Genomic DNA, 15,840 nt, shown 5'->3' on the forward strand with positions numbered 1-15,840 from the left:
ATGCACGACCCCACCTCTGATCTCGCGTCCTTCGCCATCGCTCTCGCCGACGAACTCCCCGGCAACTGGACCAGCGAGCACCACACCCATGCGCAGTACCCCGTCCAGTTCGCCCGCGCCGAACACCTCTGGGACATGAACCTGGTCGCCCACGCCATCGCCGAGCACGTCCTGGACCAGGACGCCATCCTCACCCGCGACGACGGCACCCGCCTGTACGTCATCCCGCGCCCCCGCAGCGGCGAGGAGTTCCTCGTCGGCGCCATCGCCCCGGCCGACATCCCTGCGGAAGCCTTCCGTACCGTGCGCGAGCCCGACGGCATCACCGTCCCCGACGACCCGGCCCAGGCCGCCGCGGACATCACGACCACCCTTCTGCCCCGCTACGACAAGGCCCTCGCCCAAGTCCGCGACAACGCCGCCCGTCTCGCCCCGGCGCTGCCCCCGGAACTCGTGGTGATCACGTTGAGCGGCCGGGACTTCCACGTCACCAAGCCCGAACGGGCCGATGCCGCCCAGATCCTCACCGACAACGGCTGCGTCTACGACAAGGACCATGACGCCTTCGTGCTGCCCGGAGAGGACACCGCAGCCCAGGCTCAGGCCATCCAGCGGGCAGCAGCTCAGCTCGTCCAGCTCGGCATCGGCATCAGCGTGCGACTCCCGCAGGCGAAGCCCGCCCTGGACACCGCCCCGGTTGCGGCCCCGACCCCAGCGGCCCCTGCGGCGCGGACTCGGTGAGCAGGTCGACGGGCGCCGAGCCGCCGTTCGTCGTCCTCGACTACGTGACCATCCCGCGGGATTCGAAGACGCAGTTGGTCGTCGCGGTCGGCGGTGACGAACGCGCTAAGGGAATTCTGCAGACCGTCGGCAGCTTCATCTCCGCCGCCGGGCCCCGTGGCCCCTATCAGCGCCAGCCGCACTCCATGCCCGTCGAGCAGCAGCGTCAGGGCGCGCGCACCAGTGCACCCGCGCTGCCCACCGCCCCGGCAACCACCCCGGCCAAGTCGCCTGCCCGGCGGTGATAGCCCACCAGAAGATCGGAGGAGCCCGCCCGTGGGCAACAGAGCCGACGTCGAAGGCAGCGACGTCGAGATCTACCGCAATCCCCTGACCGACACGATCCACGCCGACACCCCCACTGGTGCACCCGAGCAGCTCCTGGCCCTGCTCGACGCCCTCGGGCTGGAACGCAAAACCGAGGTCACGGCCGGCCCCGTCTACGTCTGGCACGAAGTCCCCAGCCACCTCAGCGAGCAGGAGAAGAGGAAGGTCGCCACCCGTGTCTTGCCTTCTCTCCTGCTGGCCGGATACGTGGTCAACATCCCCGACGATCTCTTCGACCCCGTGGCCTACCAGGAAGCGGTCGCCGACATCCGCAACCACCGCCACCCGGCCGCCGCGCCCCCGGCCGGAACCCGGCCCGCGCCCAAGGCCCCCAGCCGCACCGCTCCAGCCGCCCGGCGGTGAACCTCAATACCCCGGAGCCTCACCCATGACGCTCGCCGATGAGCACGACGTCGACGTACTGGTCTACCACCGCGACGGCACCATCTACGTCGACAGCCGCACCAGCGCCCCCGAACACCTCCTCCAACTGCTCGATGGCCTCGGCCTCGACCGGCACTGCATGACCGCGGTAGCCGACACCTGGCACCAAGTCCCCGATGACTGAGGCGAGATGGCCAGGAAACAGATGATCGACCACGCCCTCCCCTTGCTGACCGGCGCCGGGTACCGCCTCGCCATCGACACCGTCTTCGGCGGCACCGCCGACCAGGCCGCCCGTGCCGCCGCGCGGCCGTCGCCACCGGTGACACCACCTGACGCAGGCAGCCATCGCTCCCGCCACTCCCTATAACCGTCCCCGGCCAGCTCCCGCCGCGAAGGCCGGCCCCCGCCACCCGAGAGATGCCGCACATCCCCGCGCCCGACCGCACGCCCCCGCCCATCACCGCCAGCCGAAGCCCGCGCCTGGCCGTTGCCCTGTTCCGCCACTACCTGCGCGCCGTCGCTGTCGGCAGCTGCGAACGGTCCATCCCTGTGGCCGTCGCCCGGCCAGAGGCCGTCCTCAGCGAAGCCCGCCGCCTCGGCCGACGCAGTTGACCGCCCCGTTCATTCGCCCCAGGAGGCCCATGACCGACCTGTCGTCCTATCCCGTACGCCTCGCCGAGGACATCGCCAGCCTCATCAAGACCCTGGACGCCCACCTCGACCAGGCCACCCCGCGCCAAGCGGCTGAAATCCTCGCCAAAGTCCTCGACACCGAGGAGGGCGTCCTGACCCGGGTCACCGATCTGGTCGGCACCGGATCCCGGTTCGCCCAGAACCAGGCCCACCGCGGGATGCTCCCGCCCGAGGTCTGGCTCGCCATGGGCCGGGCCTCCAACGAACTGCACAGCGTCGGCATGGATCTTGACGAGCACGCCGACGCCATCAAGCAGCTCGGGAGACCGCCCACCACGGCAAGCACCCTGCCGCCCCAGCCCGTCGCCTCCGCCATGGTCGTCAGGAGGAGCCGGTGAAACAGCAGCAGTGGGCCGGCTGGGCCCCCGGCGCCCAACAAGCCGAGCAGCACTACCTGATCGAGCCCCGCTACCTCGCCGGCGGCGGCGACATCCGCTTCGTCAGCGAGTTCCTGCGTGCCTCCGGCTGGAACGACAAGTCCAAGACCGGCGGGCCGCTGGTCTTCGACAGCCCGGACAAGTCCGTGCGCATCGGATATGACCCCTTCACCCAGCCCGGCGGGTGGACGATCTCCGGGAAGGCCGCCCGCGGCCAGGAAGCCTGGCACGCGACCTTCACTCGCCAGGTACCCGTGGAGATCGTCGCCGGATTCACCGACGCGCTCACCCGTCCCCGCTCCGCGCACGCCCCCAACGTGTGGGCGCCGCTGCAAGAGCAGCGCTGGACGACCGAGCAGGGTCAGCACTTCACCGCGATGAGTCCCGACGGCGGCGCCTGGATGCAGTTCCACCAGTCCAAGCCAGGCGAGGCGCTGTGGTGGGCTGGGGCCCGCAATGAGCACGGCCGGATCTGGGACGCCTCCTTCACCGCTTCCACGCCGGTGCACCTCGTACAGGCGTTCAGCACAGCGCTGGCCGACCCGCAGCAGGTCATGCGCCCGCGCGGGCACGTGCCACCCTCCACCCGTATCCGCACCACCTCGGTGTCCGTGCGGCCCGAGGAGCTGTCCGCCTGGCAGCAGGCCCGTATTCGAGCCGCCCGCGCGGCCACCTGGGCCCGCAACTCCTGGGCCTCCACCCGGCCCCGACGCCAGACGCCCACCGCCGGCCCGTACGCCCAGGCAGGCTCCCGCGCCCGCCGCTGACCGGCCACCACCCCTCTCCTCGTACCGAAAGCCTCCCCTTGCCCCACCACGCACCCGATGCCCCCACCCCCGACCAGGTCCGTCAGGCCACGAGCACCCTCGCCGACCTCGCCGCCTACCTGCGCACGCATCCCCCGCTCGACGACGTACTGCCGCTGCTCGCGCCGCTGCTCGACGAGGACGACGGCGTCCCGATCCTGCTCGGCAACGCCCTGCGCTGCACGGAGCACCTCATCGGCCAGCAGGCCACCTTCCCGGCGCCTGACGAGACCCGCCTGACCATGGAAGCCTTCCGCGAAGCCGCCCAGGAGGTCACGGATTGGCACGTCCTTCACTGGGACGTCCAGCGGCTGCGTAGGCACACCGGCGCCTCGGAGTGACGCCCGACCCCTACCTGCCCACCCGCGCCAATGCCCCGCACGGCACCATCTGGTTCGAGACCCAGCCCCGTCACCTGGCCGGACGCGGCGACCCGCGGCACATCACCCAGGCGCTGCGGGCCGCAGGCTGGGCCAACCGCTCCGACCCCGACTTCCCCCACGTTCTGCTGGTCAGCCCCGACTACCGGCACACCGTGGTACTCGAACCCGACCCCGAGCCCTCCGGGGCATGGTGGCGCATCCGCGGCCAGGAAGAAGACGGTCGGCGCTGGTACACCGAGTTCGGCGCGCACACCCCCGTGGAGATCCTCGCCCACCTCACCGACGCACTGCTCAAGCCCGTCCCCGAGCAGACGCCGCCGATCTGGTCGCCGCTCATCGCAGCGGGCTGGTCCTACGAGCGCGACGAACACGGCAACGAGATTGCCCGCCACCCCGACGGCATCCTCAGCCTGGAGCGTTGGGCTGTCGAGCCGGGTGAGACCTTCCACTGGCGGGCCCAGGCTGCCGTGCCAGGCGGCGGGGGCGGCCTTCGCCGAATCTGGCACGCCTACCTCGACGAGCAGATGCCGCCCCACCTGATCGCCGCATTCACCACTGCCCTGGCCGACACCGAGCCCGTGCAGCGCGCGATGTACGACGTGCCGCACTCCCACCTGGTCACCCAGGAGCAGCGCGGCCCGCAGGGTGAGGAGCTCGCCGAGGCGCACCGAGTGCGGCTCAAGGCGGTGCGTGCCGCCGCGCGCAAGGCCCGCCGCCCGGCCGCACTCACCACGGGCCCACCAGCGCCCCGCGCCGCACCGGCCGCTCCCACCTCCGGCCGGGCCCGCTGAACGAGCCGGGCGGCATCCCCGCCCGGCTCACCGCCCTCCCTTGTTGCATCCTTCGTCTGAGAGCGCTCTTGCCCCCAACTGCCCACGCCCCCGATGTGATCCACCGCCAGCGTCTGCACCAGCTCGCCGCCTTCCTGCGCGAGAGCGAGCAGATCCTCGCCGACTTCGACGCCTGGCGCGAGGAGCACAGCGACCTCGACGGCTGGCCCCTCGACGACGACGAACACAGCCGTCATGCCGTCAAACGCGACGCGGACACCTGGCGGTCCTTCAACCGCGTCCGGTCCTGCGCCAAGGAGTTGCTGGCTACCGCCGAGGTGCAGATACAGCAGCTCAACCCCGCCCACATCCAGTCCCGCTGGCCATGGCAGCTGGGCGTCCTCGATCACGCCCTGGAGCAGCTCGGCGCACTGCAGCGGGAATGGCTCGAAACCCGTGACGCACTGCCCCCGACTGCCCGGCCAGGCGGCTTCGCGTACGACGACGCGCTCGCCGAGCGCAACGAGGAAGCCTGGTCCTACCTCGACGACTGGGCCAGCCACGGCCAAGTTCTCCTGGAAATCCAGGCCGCCGTCCGGGACCTCCCGCCACGCTCACCGGCCCTGACCTCGGCCACCACGTACGCACGCCCAGCGGCTCCCGTCCCGGCGCCGTCGCCCGTTGCCCGGAGGTGACCGGCGTGCCGCACGACATCGACATCGCGCTGGTCGCGCCCCGCTACCTCGCCGGCCCCGGCGATCCGGCCTGGGTCACCGTCCCGCTCCACCGCGCCTGCCGCTGGAGCACCGCCCAGGATCCGCTCGTGCCCCGGGTCATCCTGACCAGCCCGGACCAGCTCGCCCAGCTGCGTATCACCCCGGATCCGGACCCGGCCGAACCGTGGTGGACCCTGCGTCACGCACACCACGGCGCCCAGCGGGCCTGGTCAGTCACCTTCGAGGCCCACACACCCGTCGAGATCATCGCCGCGGTCACCGACGCCCTCACCGACCCCGCCACACCGCCGACGGCGTCAGGCGACCCGTACGAGACGCTGCGCGTGGCGGGCTGGCACGCTCCCCGCTATCACGACGGTCTTACCTCGCCCGAAGGCATGAGCTCCCCCGACGGCCTGGCCCGCGTCGACCGCACCGTCCACGAAGGTGTCCGCACCGCCGACTGGCTCGTCGAAACCGTCGACACTTCCGTCCGCCGCCTCCCCACGCTCTGGCGCGCCTACCTGGACGGCGACACCCCGATCCAGCTGGTCGCCGCGCTCTTCGGGGCGCTGGCCGACGAGACGTCTGTGGTCCGCGAACGGCACCGCGTCCCGCATCTGGCGACCGCCCTCTGCCGCGCCACCACCGGCCGGGTGAGCGCCGAGAGTGTCGCCTTCGCCCTGGAGCACCGCGTCACCGCCCTGGCCCAGCGCAACACCCCGACGTCACCGGCCACGCCGCCCTCCGGACCGCATGGGCCCAAGCAGCGCCGGGCCCGCTGACCGACACCCGCACTCCCCTCTGGATCTGCCCTCTTGCCCCAGCCCTCCCCCAACCAGTCCACCGACGCCACGGACATCGCCTTCAAGGTCCTTCTTGGCGTGCTCGCCGTCGCGGTTCCCTTGTCCAATCTCGCCTGGCTCGGCGGACAGCTCACCGCCTGGGTCACCGACTCCGGGCCCGGCGCCCCCTACCAGCCCGTTCAAGCCCTCCTGCACCCCGACCAGCTCTGGTCGGAGCTGGGAGAAACGTCCCTCCTGATCGGCACCCGCATCCTGCCCGGCGCCGTGCTGCTCGCCCTCGGCGTCACCGCCGCCGTGCTCTACAAGCGACACAAGGGCACCAGCGGCGGGCGCAAGAAGCGTATCGGCGGCATGGCCAAACGCACCGACATCGAGCCGCTGATGTCTAAGGCGATCACCGCCAAAGCCCGCTCGCTGCGCCCGAGCCTCAAAGACGCCAAGCACATCGACGCCAACGACACCGGCATCCTCCTGGGCAACCTCCAGGGCACGAAGCACGAGGTGCGCATGGGGTACGAGGACGTCGCCGTGGCGATCATGGCGCCGCGCTCGGGCAAGACCACCTCTCTGGCGATCCCCTCCATCCTCAACGCACCGGGCCCCGTCCTGCTGACCTCCAACAAGGCAGCCGGTGACGCATTTACCGCCACACTCGACGCGCGGGCGGGCGTCGGCCGGACCTGGTCGATGGACCCGCAGCAGATCGCGCACGCCAAGCGCGAGATGTGGTGGAACCCCCTGGCCACCGCCAAGACCCTCGACGGGGCAGGCAGGCTCGCCGGCCACTTCCTCGCCGCCTCGGTCGACGCCTCGCAGCAGGGCGACTTCTGGTCGAAGGCCGGCAGCAACATCTTGAGCCAGTTGTTCCTGGCCGCGGCCCTGGACGAGCGCCCCATCACCGACGTGATGCAGTGGCTGGCCTTCCCCGCCGACCGCACGCCGCTGGACATCCTGCGCGACCACGGCTTCACCGCGGTCGCCTCCCAGCTCAAGGGCACCGTCGAAGGGCCGCCAGAAACCCGCGACGGCATCTACGAGACCGCCCGTCAGTACGCCGCCGCGCTGCTGAACTCGGAGATCGCCGCGTGGGTGACCCCGCAGAAGGACGTCGAGGAGTTCCAGCCGGAGGCTTTCGTCACCTCGACCGACACCTTGTACCTGCTCTCCAAGGACGGCGGCGGAGGAGCCAGCGCATTGATCGCCGCGTGCGCGGACTCGGTGATGCGAGCCGCGACCGCCCAGGCCGAGCGCGCCGGCGGACGCCTGGACCCACCCATGCTCGCGATCCTGGACGAGGCCGCAAACGTCTGCAAGATCAGCGATCTGCCTGACCTGTACTCCCACCTCGGCAGCCGCGGGATCATCCCGATCACGATCCTGCAGTCCTACCGCCAGGGCCAGAAGGTCTGGGGGGACGCCGGCATGGACGCCATGTGGAGCGCCTCCACGATCAAGGTCATCGGCTCCGGCATCGACGACCCCGACTTCGCCGACAAGCTCTCCCGACTGATCGGCGACCACGACGTGGAGACCACCTCCACCTCGCACTCGGAATCCGGCAAGAGCACCTCAGTGTCGATGCGCCAGGAGCGCATCCTGGCCGCCGACGCCATCCGCGCCCTGCCCAAGGGCACCGCCCTGTGCTTCGCCACCGGCATGCGCGCAGCCATGCTCGACCTGCGCCCCTGGTATCTCGAACCCGGCGCCGACGAGCTGTCCGCCGCCTCCGCCCGCGCGTCCAAGGGCATCACCGAGCGGGCCGTCGCCAAGGCCGCACCGAAGCGTGACGACTTCGGCACCGCCGCGTAGAACCACCCTCGCCTTCCTCCCCTGTGCGGCGCGTGGCGTCCCTCCACATCGCCGCACCGGCCGTCAGCGCACCTGGAACCGCCTATGACACAGATCCACGCAGTCCCCGACGACTGGGACCCCCGCCATCGCTGCTGCCTCAAATGCGGCAACAGCGAACCCGAGGTCGCTCTGCGGGCCATCACCCACTCCGCGACCACTCAGCAGGCTCTCGCCTGTAGCCGGCACATCGCGGACGTGACCGCGGTCCTCGATGCGCATGCCCCCGCTCCGCGCACTGCGCCAACGCAGTCGTCGACGCCCGCCATCACGCCGGCCCAGTCCGCCGCGCCCGCCCCTCAACGCCGCCCACACACATGACCCAGCCCCCCGCCGATGCACTGCTGTTCGAGGTGCCCCCGCCGCCGACGCCCGTGGAGCGTCTGCTCTCCCTCGCCGCCCACTACACCGAGCACAACGACCGGCTCGACCTCCTGCTCTCCGACCGCGCCAAGCCCGAATCTGGGGCGCACGTCACCGCCGCACAGGAGCTGGCCACCGAGACCCTCGCCGCCATCAAGGCCGTTCGCAACGAACGGCTGTATGAGAGCGCAGAGTTGTCCGACGCCGTCGTCCGGCTCAAGCAGCTCGCCTACCTGTGCACCGCCTCCGCCGGCCATGGCCCTCAACTGGCACGCGAGCTGACTGCTCTGGCCCCCGAAGCCGTCCTGGACAGTGCCACGCGCGTTGCCGGTGAGATACGGCGAAGACGCTGGAGCAACGCCCCACGGCCCGATGAACCGCTCTCGGCCGCGCAGCACACGGCTCTGCACGAGATCGCCCGCGGCCACGTCGTGGTCACCGGCTCCGCTGACCGGAGTTACGTCCACCACCGCACGACACGCATCCTGATCAGCACGCTGCGTTCTCTGGAAGCCAAAGACCTCATCGCACGCAAGGCCAAGTCCGCCGCGCCCGCATACATCGGGGGATCGCCGCAGGATCGCGTGTACCTCACCTCCGCCGGCGTCACGGTCCTGGCCTCCGTCCTCGTCCTGCCTCCAGCCACCACGGCGGGCCCTTCGCCCGGGCCCGCTTCCCGCACGCAGACGGCCACCCGATGCCGCTGACCCTCTCCCGGATCCCTCCGCGACTCCAGGCGTACGCCGATGACGAGATGCGCCTCCGAGAGCTCACACCGGCTCGCCTCCCGCGCGCTATCACCGGAACCCGGAACACCCGCCCGCTGCCTCACCGCCGCCCATGCCCCCTCACCGAACGGATTCCTCACCTCCTCGATGACCGCCCACCTGTCCCCGCCCGAAGCACTGCTCGCGCTCGGTGCCGACTACAACCGCCATAACGACGCGCTCCACTCGCTGTACGTCATGGAGATCAACGGCGCCAGCCCCGCGACTGCGGTCAGCAGGCAGTTCCCCCGTACGCAACACCTGGCCAAGTCGGCGCTCCTCATCATTAAGGCGCTGAACGAGCAGCCGATGTTCCCCAGCCCAGGGATCCGCTCGGTCTACGCACGCATCCGGCAGCTCGCCAACCTCGCCCTCGACGCTGCCGATCACCTCTTGGACGCCGAGGACCTCCTCGACGACATTCGCGTCGGCGCCCCCAGCGAGCACGAGGTGCCCCTGACCACTCAGGAGGCCCGTGAGGAGGTTAAGGGCCGCCTCGTCCTCGTACGGGACCTGACTACCCTCGGCGCCGACGACGCACTGGCCAGCGCGGAACTCCTGACCATCGAGATGCGCCGCCAGCATCTCCTGCCTGCCGGTCGCTCGCTCGACCTCTCGCCCGCGCAGCACACCGCCCTGCGTGCCGTCGCCCAGGGCTTTGTGACGATCGACCGGCACGACAACAAGCCGAGGGTCAGCCACGACGACCTCCGCGTCAGCATCAGCACCATCCGCTCCCTGGAAGCCCGGGGGCTCCTCAACCGCGAGGAAACGCCGCGGAACCTGCATGACGAACGCGTCCACCTCACCACCGAGGGCTGCCGCACCCTGGCGGCGAGCTTCGGGCATTCGCAGCCTCCGGCCCTGACGACCGCTCGCCCAGCACAGCCTCGGGCCGGCGTCACGCCCGCACGCTCCCGATGACACCCGCCGCCCGCCGTCCGACTGACACCGTCGGCCCCGCGACGTCCAGGCCCAACTCCGCACGGCCACCACCGCGATGCGCGAACGCACCCGCGCATCAACCTGGCTCTCGCTCCGCGCAGCGCCGACGGCGGTGTCCGCGCCCGTGCAGCCCGCCGCGTCGTCCCCAGTACGCCCGCGGTGCTGACTCTCCTTCCCCCCTGCCCCACTCCCAAGGACACACCATTTCCGAGTCCCCCGCCTTCCGATGTATTTCTCTAGGCGCTGGAGTGCAATCCAGCGCCATGCTCGCCCTGTCCGCCAAGGGCATCCTCCCCAAGGTCGATTACGCCATATTCGCTGACACCGGCTGGGAGCCGCAGGCCGTTTACCGGCACCTTGACCGACTGGAGCGAGACATAGCCACCCCAGCCGGAATACCCATTCTGCGCGTCTCCTCCGGGAACATCAGAAAGGATGCCCTCGACCCGGATCACCGCTTTGCTTCCATGCCGCTCTGGAGGCCACAAGTTCAGGATTACCGAAGGGTCGTTGCGACGGAACTGGAGGGGCGACAGGGCTGCTTGACCAGTGTGCACCCTCAAGTTCGGCCCTAGAGTCCTAGCTGGAGGCCACAACACTGGCGACCTCGCGTATTCAACTGTCACCAGTTCCCTGCGGAGCCCAGCCTGCTGGTGACTGTGCGTGGTCCCGTGGGGCTTATCGGCTCCAGGTCGTCAACGGCAACCCGCCCGGCCAGCAACTCCTGGCCGAGATGGCCGCTAACGCGGCTGGCCGCACTCCGCCTGCGCCCGGCAGAGCGTTGAACGGCTGCGCGGATTCCTGGGTCGGCGGCGACTTGGCGGATGGACTTTAGGAGGTGCCGGCGCGTACGGCGGTCGCGGCCAGGGTGGTGTAGTTCATCGTGAAGCGTCCACCCAGGGAGTCGATGGCGCTCCCGACCGCGTCCAGTATCTCGGCCAGCTGATCTGGACGGAGTTGGGTGAGACCGCCGGTGGTGGGTAGCAGGTCCAGCCATTGGTCGCGCGTGTAGGACTGCTCCCAGTCGAATCGCCACTGTTCGGGATTGTTGAACTGTCCGGTCTCGCGGATCTTGTCGGCGGACTTCGCGTATGCCGCCTGGTAGAGGTCGAGCGGGCGTCGGGCCGGTTGGCCGCTGAGCGGGGAGTCGGGCGCCGCCCGCCGGTAGGCAGCGGCGAACGGTTCGGCCACCTCGGTAGGCGGCTCGTACACGTGCCCGAAGATCGCCAGCCGTCCCCCTGGACGCAGCACACGTGCCGCCTTCGCGGCGCCGGCGACCGGATCCACCCAGTGCCACGACTGGGCGGCGATGACCGTGTCGAACGTCCGGCCGGCTGACTGCCAGGCTTCGAAGGCCGCCACCTCGACCTCCAGGCCACGGGCTCGCGCGAAGTCGGCCATCCGCGCATCGGGCTCTACGCCGAGCACGGCGCAGCCGGCGGCCTGGAACTGGCGGCCTGCGATGCCGGTGCCGCAGCCGACGTCGAGCACGTCAGGCCCCGGGCTACCGGCGACGATCCGTGCCACCAATGTGTCGGGGTAGCCGGGCCGGGCTTGGTCGTAGCGTTGCGCGTCCACGCCGAACGACTCGGCCATCCGCCGGGCCTCATGCGGCTCCGCCGGGGACGGTTCTGGTTGCTCTCGCGGTAAGGTGGGCATGCGCCCACCCTAGTGGGCGTGCGCCCACTAGGCAAGGATGCCAGGGGGCAGACCGCACGAGAGGATCTGTGAGTGCCGACTGGGGTGCACCTTCGCGACGCGCGGCAGCAGCTGTTCGACGCTGCCGAACGCGTGCTGCTGCGGGACGGGCCGAATGGGCTGACCAGCCGCGCCGTCACCGACGAGGCGGGCTGCGCCAAAGGCGTCCTGCACCGGCACTTCAGCGACTTTGACGCCTTCCTCGCCGACCTCGTGCTCGACCGGGCCGCGCAGCTTGAGAGGCAGGCGAGTGCGCTGCGTGAGTCCGTCGATACCGGCACGGTGGCCGACAACCTCACCAGCGCGCTGACCACCCTGTTCGGACCGATTCCGGTGGCAATCATCCCGCTCATCACTTTCCGGGACGAGCTGCGCGCACGACTGCGGAAGGCGAGGCCCGGAGGCGGCATCGCGATCCTGGCCCAGGCCACGACCGCGATCTCCGCTTATCTGGCCGCCGAGCGTGAACTGGGCCGCATCGCGGCCGACGCCGACATCGATTCGCTCACCCTCTCCCTGGTCGGTGGCGGGCATCTCCTGTTCGCAGACCGCGACCCCGGCCCGCCGGCCACGGCGGTCGTCAACAAGCTCGTGACAGCGGTCATCGCCGACGCCGTGCAACGACGACCGGCTTAAGGAGCCCCTGAGTGTCGGCAAATGAAGGTCTGTCGACACCTGAACTGTCCACGGCGAACCCACAGGTCGGCAGTGTCGAGAACCCGTGTCGACAATCAATGTCGGCGAACGATCGTGCCAACGCCGCACTTTGCGGCTGGTGTCCGAGATAGGAGCGCGAGGCCAGTTCAGGGGTTCTCGATGGGGTCGTGGGACCCGTAGACCGCATCGACATACCGCTGGGCGGTGTCGGGTCGCAGTCCGAAGACTGCCGCGATGTGCAGAGGATCGCGGACACCTACGGCTTCGACTTCGTCGAGGATTCGGTCCTGCCGCAGGAGGTCGAGGCTGGCCTCCTGGCCGCGTAGGACAGTTCTGAGCCACCACCGACTGACCGGGCTGTCGTGATGGGCGGTCTGCTGGGTGATCAGCAGATGGGGGTTGGTCGTACTCGGCCACCTGCGGTTTCGGTAGTCGAGATATCGCTGGATAGCTTGGTGGGTGAGGTCGTCGAGGGGACGGAACTGGCCCTGGATGGTGAATCGGCGGTTGGGCAGATCGGCATCCTCCAGAGCGAGAGTCTGGAGGTGTACGGCTCCGAGCGCATGATGGCCAGTCAACACCGTCACCAGCCACGTTGCGGGAGTGTGCGTGATCACTCCGATCTCTTCCAAGACGGAGGCCGGGAGCCGGGTGGGGATTCTCTGCCCCGGTCTGCGTGTGACTCTCCGGTCCAGTCGGCGGGTGGAGTCGGCGAAAACCTTCTGCTGGGCCTTGAGAAACGCGAAGAGCGAACGCAGTGCGGTCAGCCGGGTATGCCCGTCTCCGCCGAACGGCGTTGGCGCTTCGAGGGCGGCGACGACCTCGGCCTTGGATATCTCACGGAGTGTTCCGTGTTCGGTCGACCAGGACAGCAGGGTCGGCCGGACCTGCAACAGGTAGTTCTTCCAGGTGAGTTCGGCTTTGGGGCGGCGGCGGGAGTTGCCGTTCCTCATAACGTCCATCCAGTCGGCAACGTCGGTGTGGATGCCGGTCGACAGACAGGCCAGGTTCCGCTCCAGCCATTGGTCAAGGGGATCGGCGCGGTCGTCGTCGAGTCGCCCGAGCTCGGCCAGCAGCTCGATGGTCCGGGTGACATTCCGCTTGCTGCCGTCGGCCAGAAGGGCGACCCGAGAAGCCGAGTATCTGGGGGTTCCGGCTTCGTGGGTTGCGACTACGCCTTCCAGGGTGAGCGTGACGCTCTCGCGCACATCGCGGCTCCATCCCTTGGCCCCGCCGATCCGGGTCACGGCGGGTTCCAGGTGTGCGAACCAGGCCAGCCGAGGTCCGTCATCGCGCAGTATCCGGTGGGGCAGCTCGTCGATGGGCAGGCTGAAGAGCTCGTGCTGGACGGGCCAGTCCATCAGACGCCACACGCGCAACTTCCCTACGGATTTGGCAAGTTGGCCGTTCGCCTCCCTGCGCGCTACGCGGCCCGGGTTGTGACGCGTGATGCGGCGCTGGGTTTCTCCGATGAACAGCTGCTGACCGGTGGCCTGCACGAGGTGGAGAGCGGCGGGGCCGTAGTCACCGGTCTCGTTGGCCAGTATCCGGGCCTGGTGACGGCAGAGCCTGCAGTGGCCGTCCGAGAGTGGGACCTGGCGTGCGCAGGTTCCGCAGGAGCCCACGGGGTGCGCACGACTAAAGCTGCGGCACGCCTTGCAGGTCAAGGCATTCATCGGGCCCCAGGCGAAACACGTCCGGCACGAGCGCGGGCGTTCAGACAGCGGCACCAGGCCCGGATGACAACTCCGGCACCAGCCCGACATCCAGAACGGTCCGCCGCACCCTCTGCAGGGCGGAGCCACCCCAACGTCACGCGCACATTCCCAGCACCGTAGGTGCTTGGGGGTCCGGGGTGGCCGAACGCCGCAGCCGGAACAGACCAACTCGCCTCGCAGGGCAGCGATGAACGCCTCGCGATTGTTCACGGCGGTGCTGTACGGCCACTGCGACGGACCGGCCTGACGGCAGGCGACTGCCCGACCGCGACATCCTGCGTGTCGACGTCGGCGAGTGGGTGAGCCTGGACCTTTCCGGGCTCACGCAACAGCAACTCCTCGGGCCCGCAGCCGAGCGCGTCGCAGATGACCTCCAGGTCATCGAGTCGGATCGAGGTCGGCTGCCCGGACCACAGGGACGACATCTTCCCGACGCTGATCTCCAGTCCGCGTTCGGCCAGCAGCCTGCGCATGTCGCTGGCCTTCCAGATCTCGCGGCGGGCCGCCGCCATCCGCAGGTCCCACTTCATGACCTCACCCCACCCAGTCGGGCCGCCGATCGGTCCGCCGCCCTCTCCCAGGAATCTTCGATATGACTGTTATGCACGTGTATGTACCCCATCGTGGTGGCGACCCACTCGTGGCCGAGGAGTTCCTGGATCGCGACGATATCCACGCCGTTGCGATACAGCGACGACGCGCAGTAGTGCCGCAGAACGTGGGGGCTCAAGCGTCCCTGCCAGGACGGCAGATGCCGCTCGACGGCCCTGGCCAGGCCGGCCCTCAGCGTCTCGGTGCTGACCCGGCCGCACGACCCGTCGGCCGCGCGGCGCTCGGAGACGAGAAAGGGGGCGCCCGGCTGGTCCCAGGCATCGTCGAACTGCCCGCGGACCTCCTCGACGAACCACACCGCCTGGTCGCGGGCCCCGTTGATCAGCGGCACGATGCGCTGCTTGGGCCCGCGGCGTCGCGAGCCCTTGCCGAACCGCACGTGCACCTTGCCGAGCGGCCCCAACTCCCATTTCAGGTCGGCCATGTCGAGCCGGGTCGATTCCCCGATGCGCAGGCCCACCTGAGACCACAGCTTCGCGGCGGTGTAGTTGCGGGCAGCGGGCAGGAACTTGCGGGTCGTGGCCACGTGGTCGCGCCAGCCGTCGAAGAACTTGGCGATCTCGGCGTCGCTGGGCGGGATCCGGATGTTGAGCTTCCAGCCGTCCCGCGGCCTGTTCATTTCGTCGATCGGGCACTGCACGAGGTCGCCGGTCAGCGCGTGGATCTCCGCGTGGTGCCGCAATTCCAGGTACTCGAAGAACACCGAGACGCCGAAGGCTTTGCCGCTGACCGTGCTGTGGGACAGGCCCCGGCACCGCTCACCGAGGAACCGGTCCGCGTCGTCCGGGCGGGCCGTCCACAGGTGACGCCCCATCGAGTCACGGAACTCCGACACGGCCCTGATCTCTGCCTGGATCGATCCGTCTTCCACTCCTGCCGCGGATCGTGCGAGCACGAAGCCGGCGACCAGGTCCTGCTCGAAGGCGTCGAGGTCCTCATCTGTCGGTGTCGGTCGGACCGAGCGGAGGTCGCGCACCAGTGCCAGCGACACCGCCAACCTCACCTTCGCCAATACGGCACATCGATCAACAAGGAGGCAAATGTTTCAGGAATCCCGATGACCCGTCAACTCTGGCCTGCACGCCGGTCGACCATGCAATGTCCCAGGCCAGCAACGACAGAGGCAGGTACAGACGCCCGGCGGCCCCCGGGAACTCAAGGGAGAAGGGACAACATCCTGAACAAGG

General features: G+C 69.7%; 19 protein-coding genes and 1 pseudogene. 16 read left to right on the forward strand and 4 right to left on the reverse strand.

Annotated features, from left to right (window positions below):
• The 15 genes and pseudogenes from ACZ6JY_RS36990 to ACZ6JY_RS37060 all read left to right on the forward strand — a co-directional run.
• On the forward strand, positions 1–741 hold the full coding sequence (locus tag ACZ6JY_RS36990) for a hypothetical protein (RefSeq protein ID WP_469203336.1): 741 nt from the start codon (positions 1–3) through the stop codon (positions 739–741).
• A complete protein-coding gene (locus ACZ6JY_RS36995; RefSeq protein WP_469203338.1) occupies positions 738–1,025 on the forward strand; it encodes a hypothetical protein in 288 nt (95 codons plus the stop codon). The genes ACZ6JY_RS36990 and ACZ6JY_RS36995 overlap by 4 nt, the downstream gene beginning before the upstream one ends.
• 31 nt (positions 1,026–1,056) lie before the next feature.
• Positions 1,057–1,470: a hypothetical protein gene (locus ACZ6JY_RS37000; protein ID WP_469203339.1), complete on the forward strand. Its 414-nt coding sequence runs from the start codon at positions 1,057–1,059 to the stop codon at positions 1,468–1,470.
• A gap of 25 nt (positions 1,471–1,495) precedes the next feature.
• A complete protein-coding gene (locus tag ACZ6JY_RS37005) occupies positions 1,496–1,675 on the forward strand; it encodes a hypothetical protein (protein WP_469203342.1) in 180 nt (59 codons plus the stop codon).
• A 6-nt stretch (positions 1,676–1,681) separates the two neighbouring features.
• Positions 1,682–1,861, forward strand: a complete 180-nt coding sequence (locus ACZ6JY_RS37010; RefSeq protein ID WP_469203344.1) for a hypothetical protein — start codon at positions 1,682–1,684, stop codon at positions 1,859–1,861.
• A gap of 274 nt (positions 1,862–2,135) precedes the next feature.
• A complete protein-coding gene (locus ACZ6JY_RS37015; RefSeq protein ID WP_469203345.1) occupies positions 2,136–2,525 on the forward strand; it encodes a hypothetical protein in 390 nt (129 codons plus the stop codon).
• Entirely contained in the window at positions 2,522–3,331 is an 810-nt protein-coding gene (locus ACZ6JY_RS37020) for an SPDY domain-containing protein (RefSeq protein ID WP_469203347.1), read from the forward strand. Before ACZ6JY_RS37015 ends, ACZ6JY_RS37020 begins: the two co-directional genes overlap by 4 nt.
• Before the next feature lie 38 nt (positions 3,332–3,369).
• Positions 3,370–3,711 carry a hypothetical protein gene (locus ACZ6JY_RS37025; RefSeq protein WP_469203349.1) on the forward strand — a complete coding sequence of 114 codons (342 nt, stop codon included), beginning with the start codon at positions 3,370–3,372 and terminating at the stop codon, positions 3,709–3,711.
• Positions 3,708–4,544 carry an SPDY domain-containing protein gene (locus ACZ6JY_RS37030; protein ID WP_469203351.1) on the forward strand — a complete coding sequence of 279 codons (837 nt, stop codon included), beginning with the start codon at positions 3,708–3,710 and terminating at the stop codon, positions 4,542–4,544. The genes ACZ6JY_RS37025 and ACZ6JY_RS37030 overlap by 4 nt, the downstream gene beginning before the upstream one ends.
• Positions 4,545–4,612: 68 nt before the next feature.
• Positions 4,613–5,218 carry a hypothetical protein gene (locus tag ACZ6JY_RS37035; protein ID WP_469203353.1) on the forward strand — a complete coding sequence of 202 codons (606 nt, stop codon included), beginning with the start codon at positions 4,613–4,615 and terminating at the stop codon, positions 5,216–5,218.
• Between the two features lie 5 nt (positions 5,219–5,223).
• A complete protein-coding gene (locus ACZ6JY_RS37040) occupies positions 5,224–6,024 on the forward strand; it encodes an SPDY domain-containing protein (protein WP_469203355.1) in 801 nt (266 codons plus the stop codon).
• A 33-nt stretch (positions 6,025–6,057) separates the two neighbouring features.
• Positions 6,058–7,854 (forward strand): type IV secretory system conjugative DNA transfer family protein, encoded by a 1,797-nt coding sequence (locus tag ACZ6JY_RS37045; protein WP_469203357.1) that lies wholly within the window; start codon positions 6,058–6,060, stop codon positions 7,852–7,854.
• Positions 7,855–8,210: 356 nt separating this feature from the next.
• Positions 8,211–8,963 (forward strand): hypothetical protein, encoded by a 753-nt coding sequence (locus tag ACZ6JY_RS37050; protein ID WP_469203358.1) that lies wholly within the window; start codon positions 8,211–8,213, stop codon positions 8,961–8,963.
• 168 nt (positions 8,964–9,131) lie between these two features.
• Positions 9,132–9,947: a hypothetical protein gene (locus tag ACZ6JY_RS37055; RefSeq protein WP_469203359.1), complete on the forward strand. Its 816-nt coding sequence runs from the start codon at positions 9,132–9,134 to the stop codon at positions 9,945–9,947.
• 269 nt (positions 9,948–10,216) lie between these two features.
• Positions 10,217–10,447 (forward strand): annotated as a pseudogene (locus ACZ6JY_RS37060) (hypothetical protein); the annotation flags it as partial.
• A 352-nt stretch (positions 10,448–10,799) separates the two neighbouring features.
• On the opposite strand, the gene ACZ6JY_RS37065 reads toward ACZ6JY_RS37060, so the two are convergent.
• A complete protein-coding gene (locus ACZ6JY_RS37065) occupies positions 10,800–11,627 on the reverse strand; it encodes a class I SAM-dependent methyltransferase (protein ID WP_469203360.1) in 828 nt (275 codons plus the stop codon).
• Between the two features lie 72 nt (positions 11,628–11,699).
• Here ACZ6JY_RS37065 and ACZ6JY_RS37070 point away from each other — a divergent pair, with 72 nt between their 5' ends.
• Complete coding sequence (locus ACZ6JY_RS37070) at positions 11,700–12,302, forward strand: TetR/AcrR family transcriptional regulator (protein WP_469203361.1); 603 nt, start codon at positions 11,700–11,702, stop codon at positions 12,300–12,302.
• A gap of 167 nt (positions 12,303–12,469) precedes the next feature.
• Here the strand turns inward: ACZ6JY_RS37070 and ACZ6JY_RS37075 are convergent, their stop codons facing one another.
• The 3 genes from ACZ6JY_RS37075 to ACZ6JY_RS37085 all read right to left on the reverse strand — a co-directional run bounded on the left by ACZ6JY_RS37075 (position 12,470) and on the right by ACZ6JY_RS37085 (position 15,644).
• Positions 12,470–13,822: a hypothetical protein gene (locus ACZ6JY_RS37075; RefSeq protein ID WP_469203362.1), complete on the reverse strand. Its 1,353-nt coding sequence runs from the start codon at positions 13,820–13,822 to the stop codon at positions 12,470–12,472.
• 425 nt (positions 13,823–14,247) lie between these two features.
• Positions 14,248–14,571 carry a helix-turn-helix domain-containing protein gene (locus ACZ6JY_RS37080; RefSeq protein WP_469203364.1) on the reverse strand — a complete coding sequence of 108 codons (324 nt, stop codon included), beginning with the start codon at positions 14,569–14,571 and terminating at the stop codon, positions 14,248–14,250.
• Positions 14,568–15,644: a tyrosine-type recombinase/integrase gene (locus ACZ6JY_RS37085; protein ID WP_469203366.1), complete on the reverse strand. Its 1,077-nt coding sequence runs from the start codon at positions 15,642–15,644 to the stop codon at positions 14,568–14,570. The genes ACZ6JY_RS37080 and ACZ6JY_RS37085 overlap by 4 nt, the downstream gene beginning before the upstream one ends.
• Positions 15,645–15,840 lie beyond the last annotated feature (196 nt).

Source organism: Streptomyces sp. NPDC046335 (genome assembly GCF_055587985.1).

What these genes read in the sequence shown, in the direction of transcription:
- ACZ6JY_RS37065 (WP_469203360.1), bottom strand. Translation starts at nt 11,627, where the DNA reads ATGCCCACCTTACCGCGAGAGCAACCAGAACCGTCCCCGGCGGAGCCG.
- ACZ6JY_RS37015 (WP_469203345.1), top strand. Translation starts at nt 2,136, where the DNA reads ATGACCGACCTGTCGTCCTATCCCGTACGCCTCGCCGAGGACATCGCC.
- ACZ6JY_RS37050 (WP_469203358.1), top strand. Translation starts at nt 8,211, where the DNA reads ATGACCCAGCCCCCCGCCGATGCACTGCTGTTCGAGGTGCCCCCGCCG.
- ACZ6JY_RS37055 (WP_469203359.1), top strand. Translation starts at nt 9,132, where the DNA reads ATGACCGCCCACCTGTCCCCGCCCGAAGCACTGCTCGCGCTCGGTGCC.
- ACZ6JY_RS36990 (WP_469203336.1), top strand. Translation starts at nt 1, where the DNA reads ATGCACGACCCCACCTCTGATCTCGCGTCCTTCGCCATCGCTCTCGCC.
- ACZ6JY_RS37010 (WP_469203344.1), top strand. Translation starts at nt 1,682, where the DNA reads ATGGCCAGGAAACAGATGATCGACCACGCCCTCCCCTTGCTGACCGGC.
- ACZ6JY_RS37005 (WP_469203342.1), top strand. Translation starts at nt 1,496, where the DNA reads ATGACGCTCGCCGATGAGCACGACGTCGACGTACTGGTCTACCACCGC.
- ACZ6JY_RS37080 (WP_469203364.1), bottom strand. Translation starts at nt 14,571, where the DNA reads ATGAAGTGGGACCTGCGGATGGCGGCGGCCCGCCGCGAGATCTGGAAG.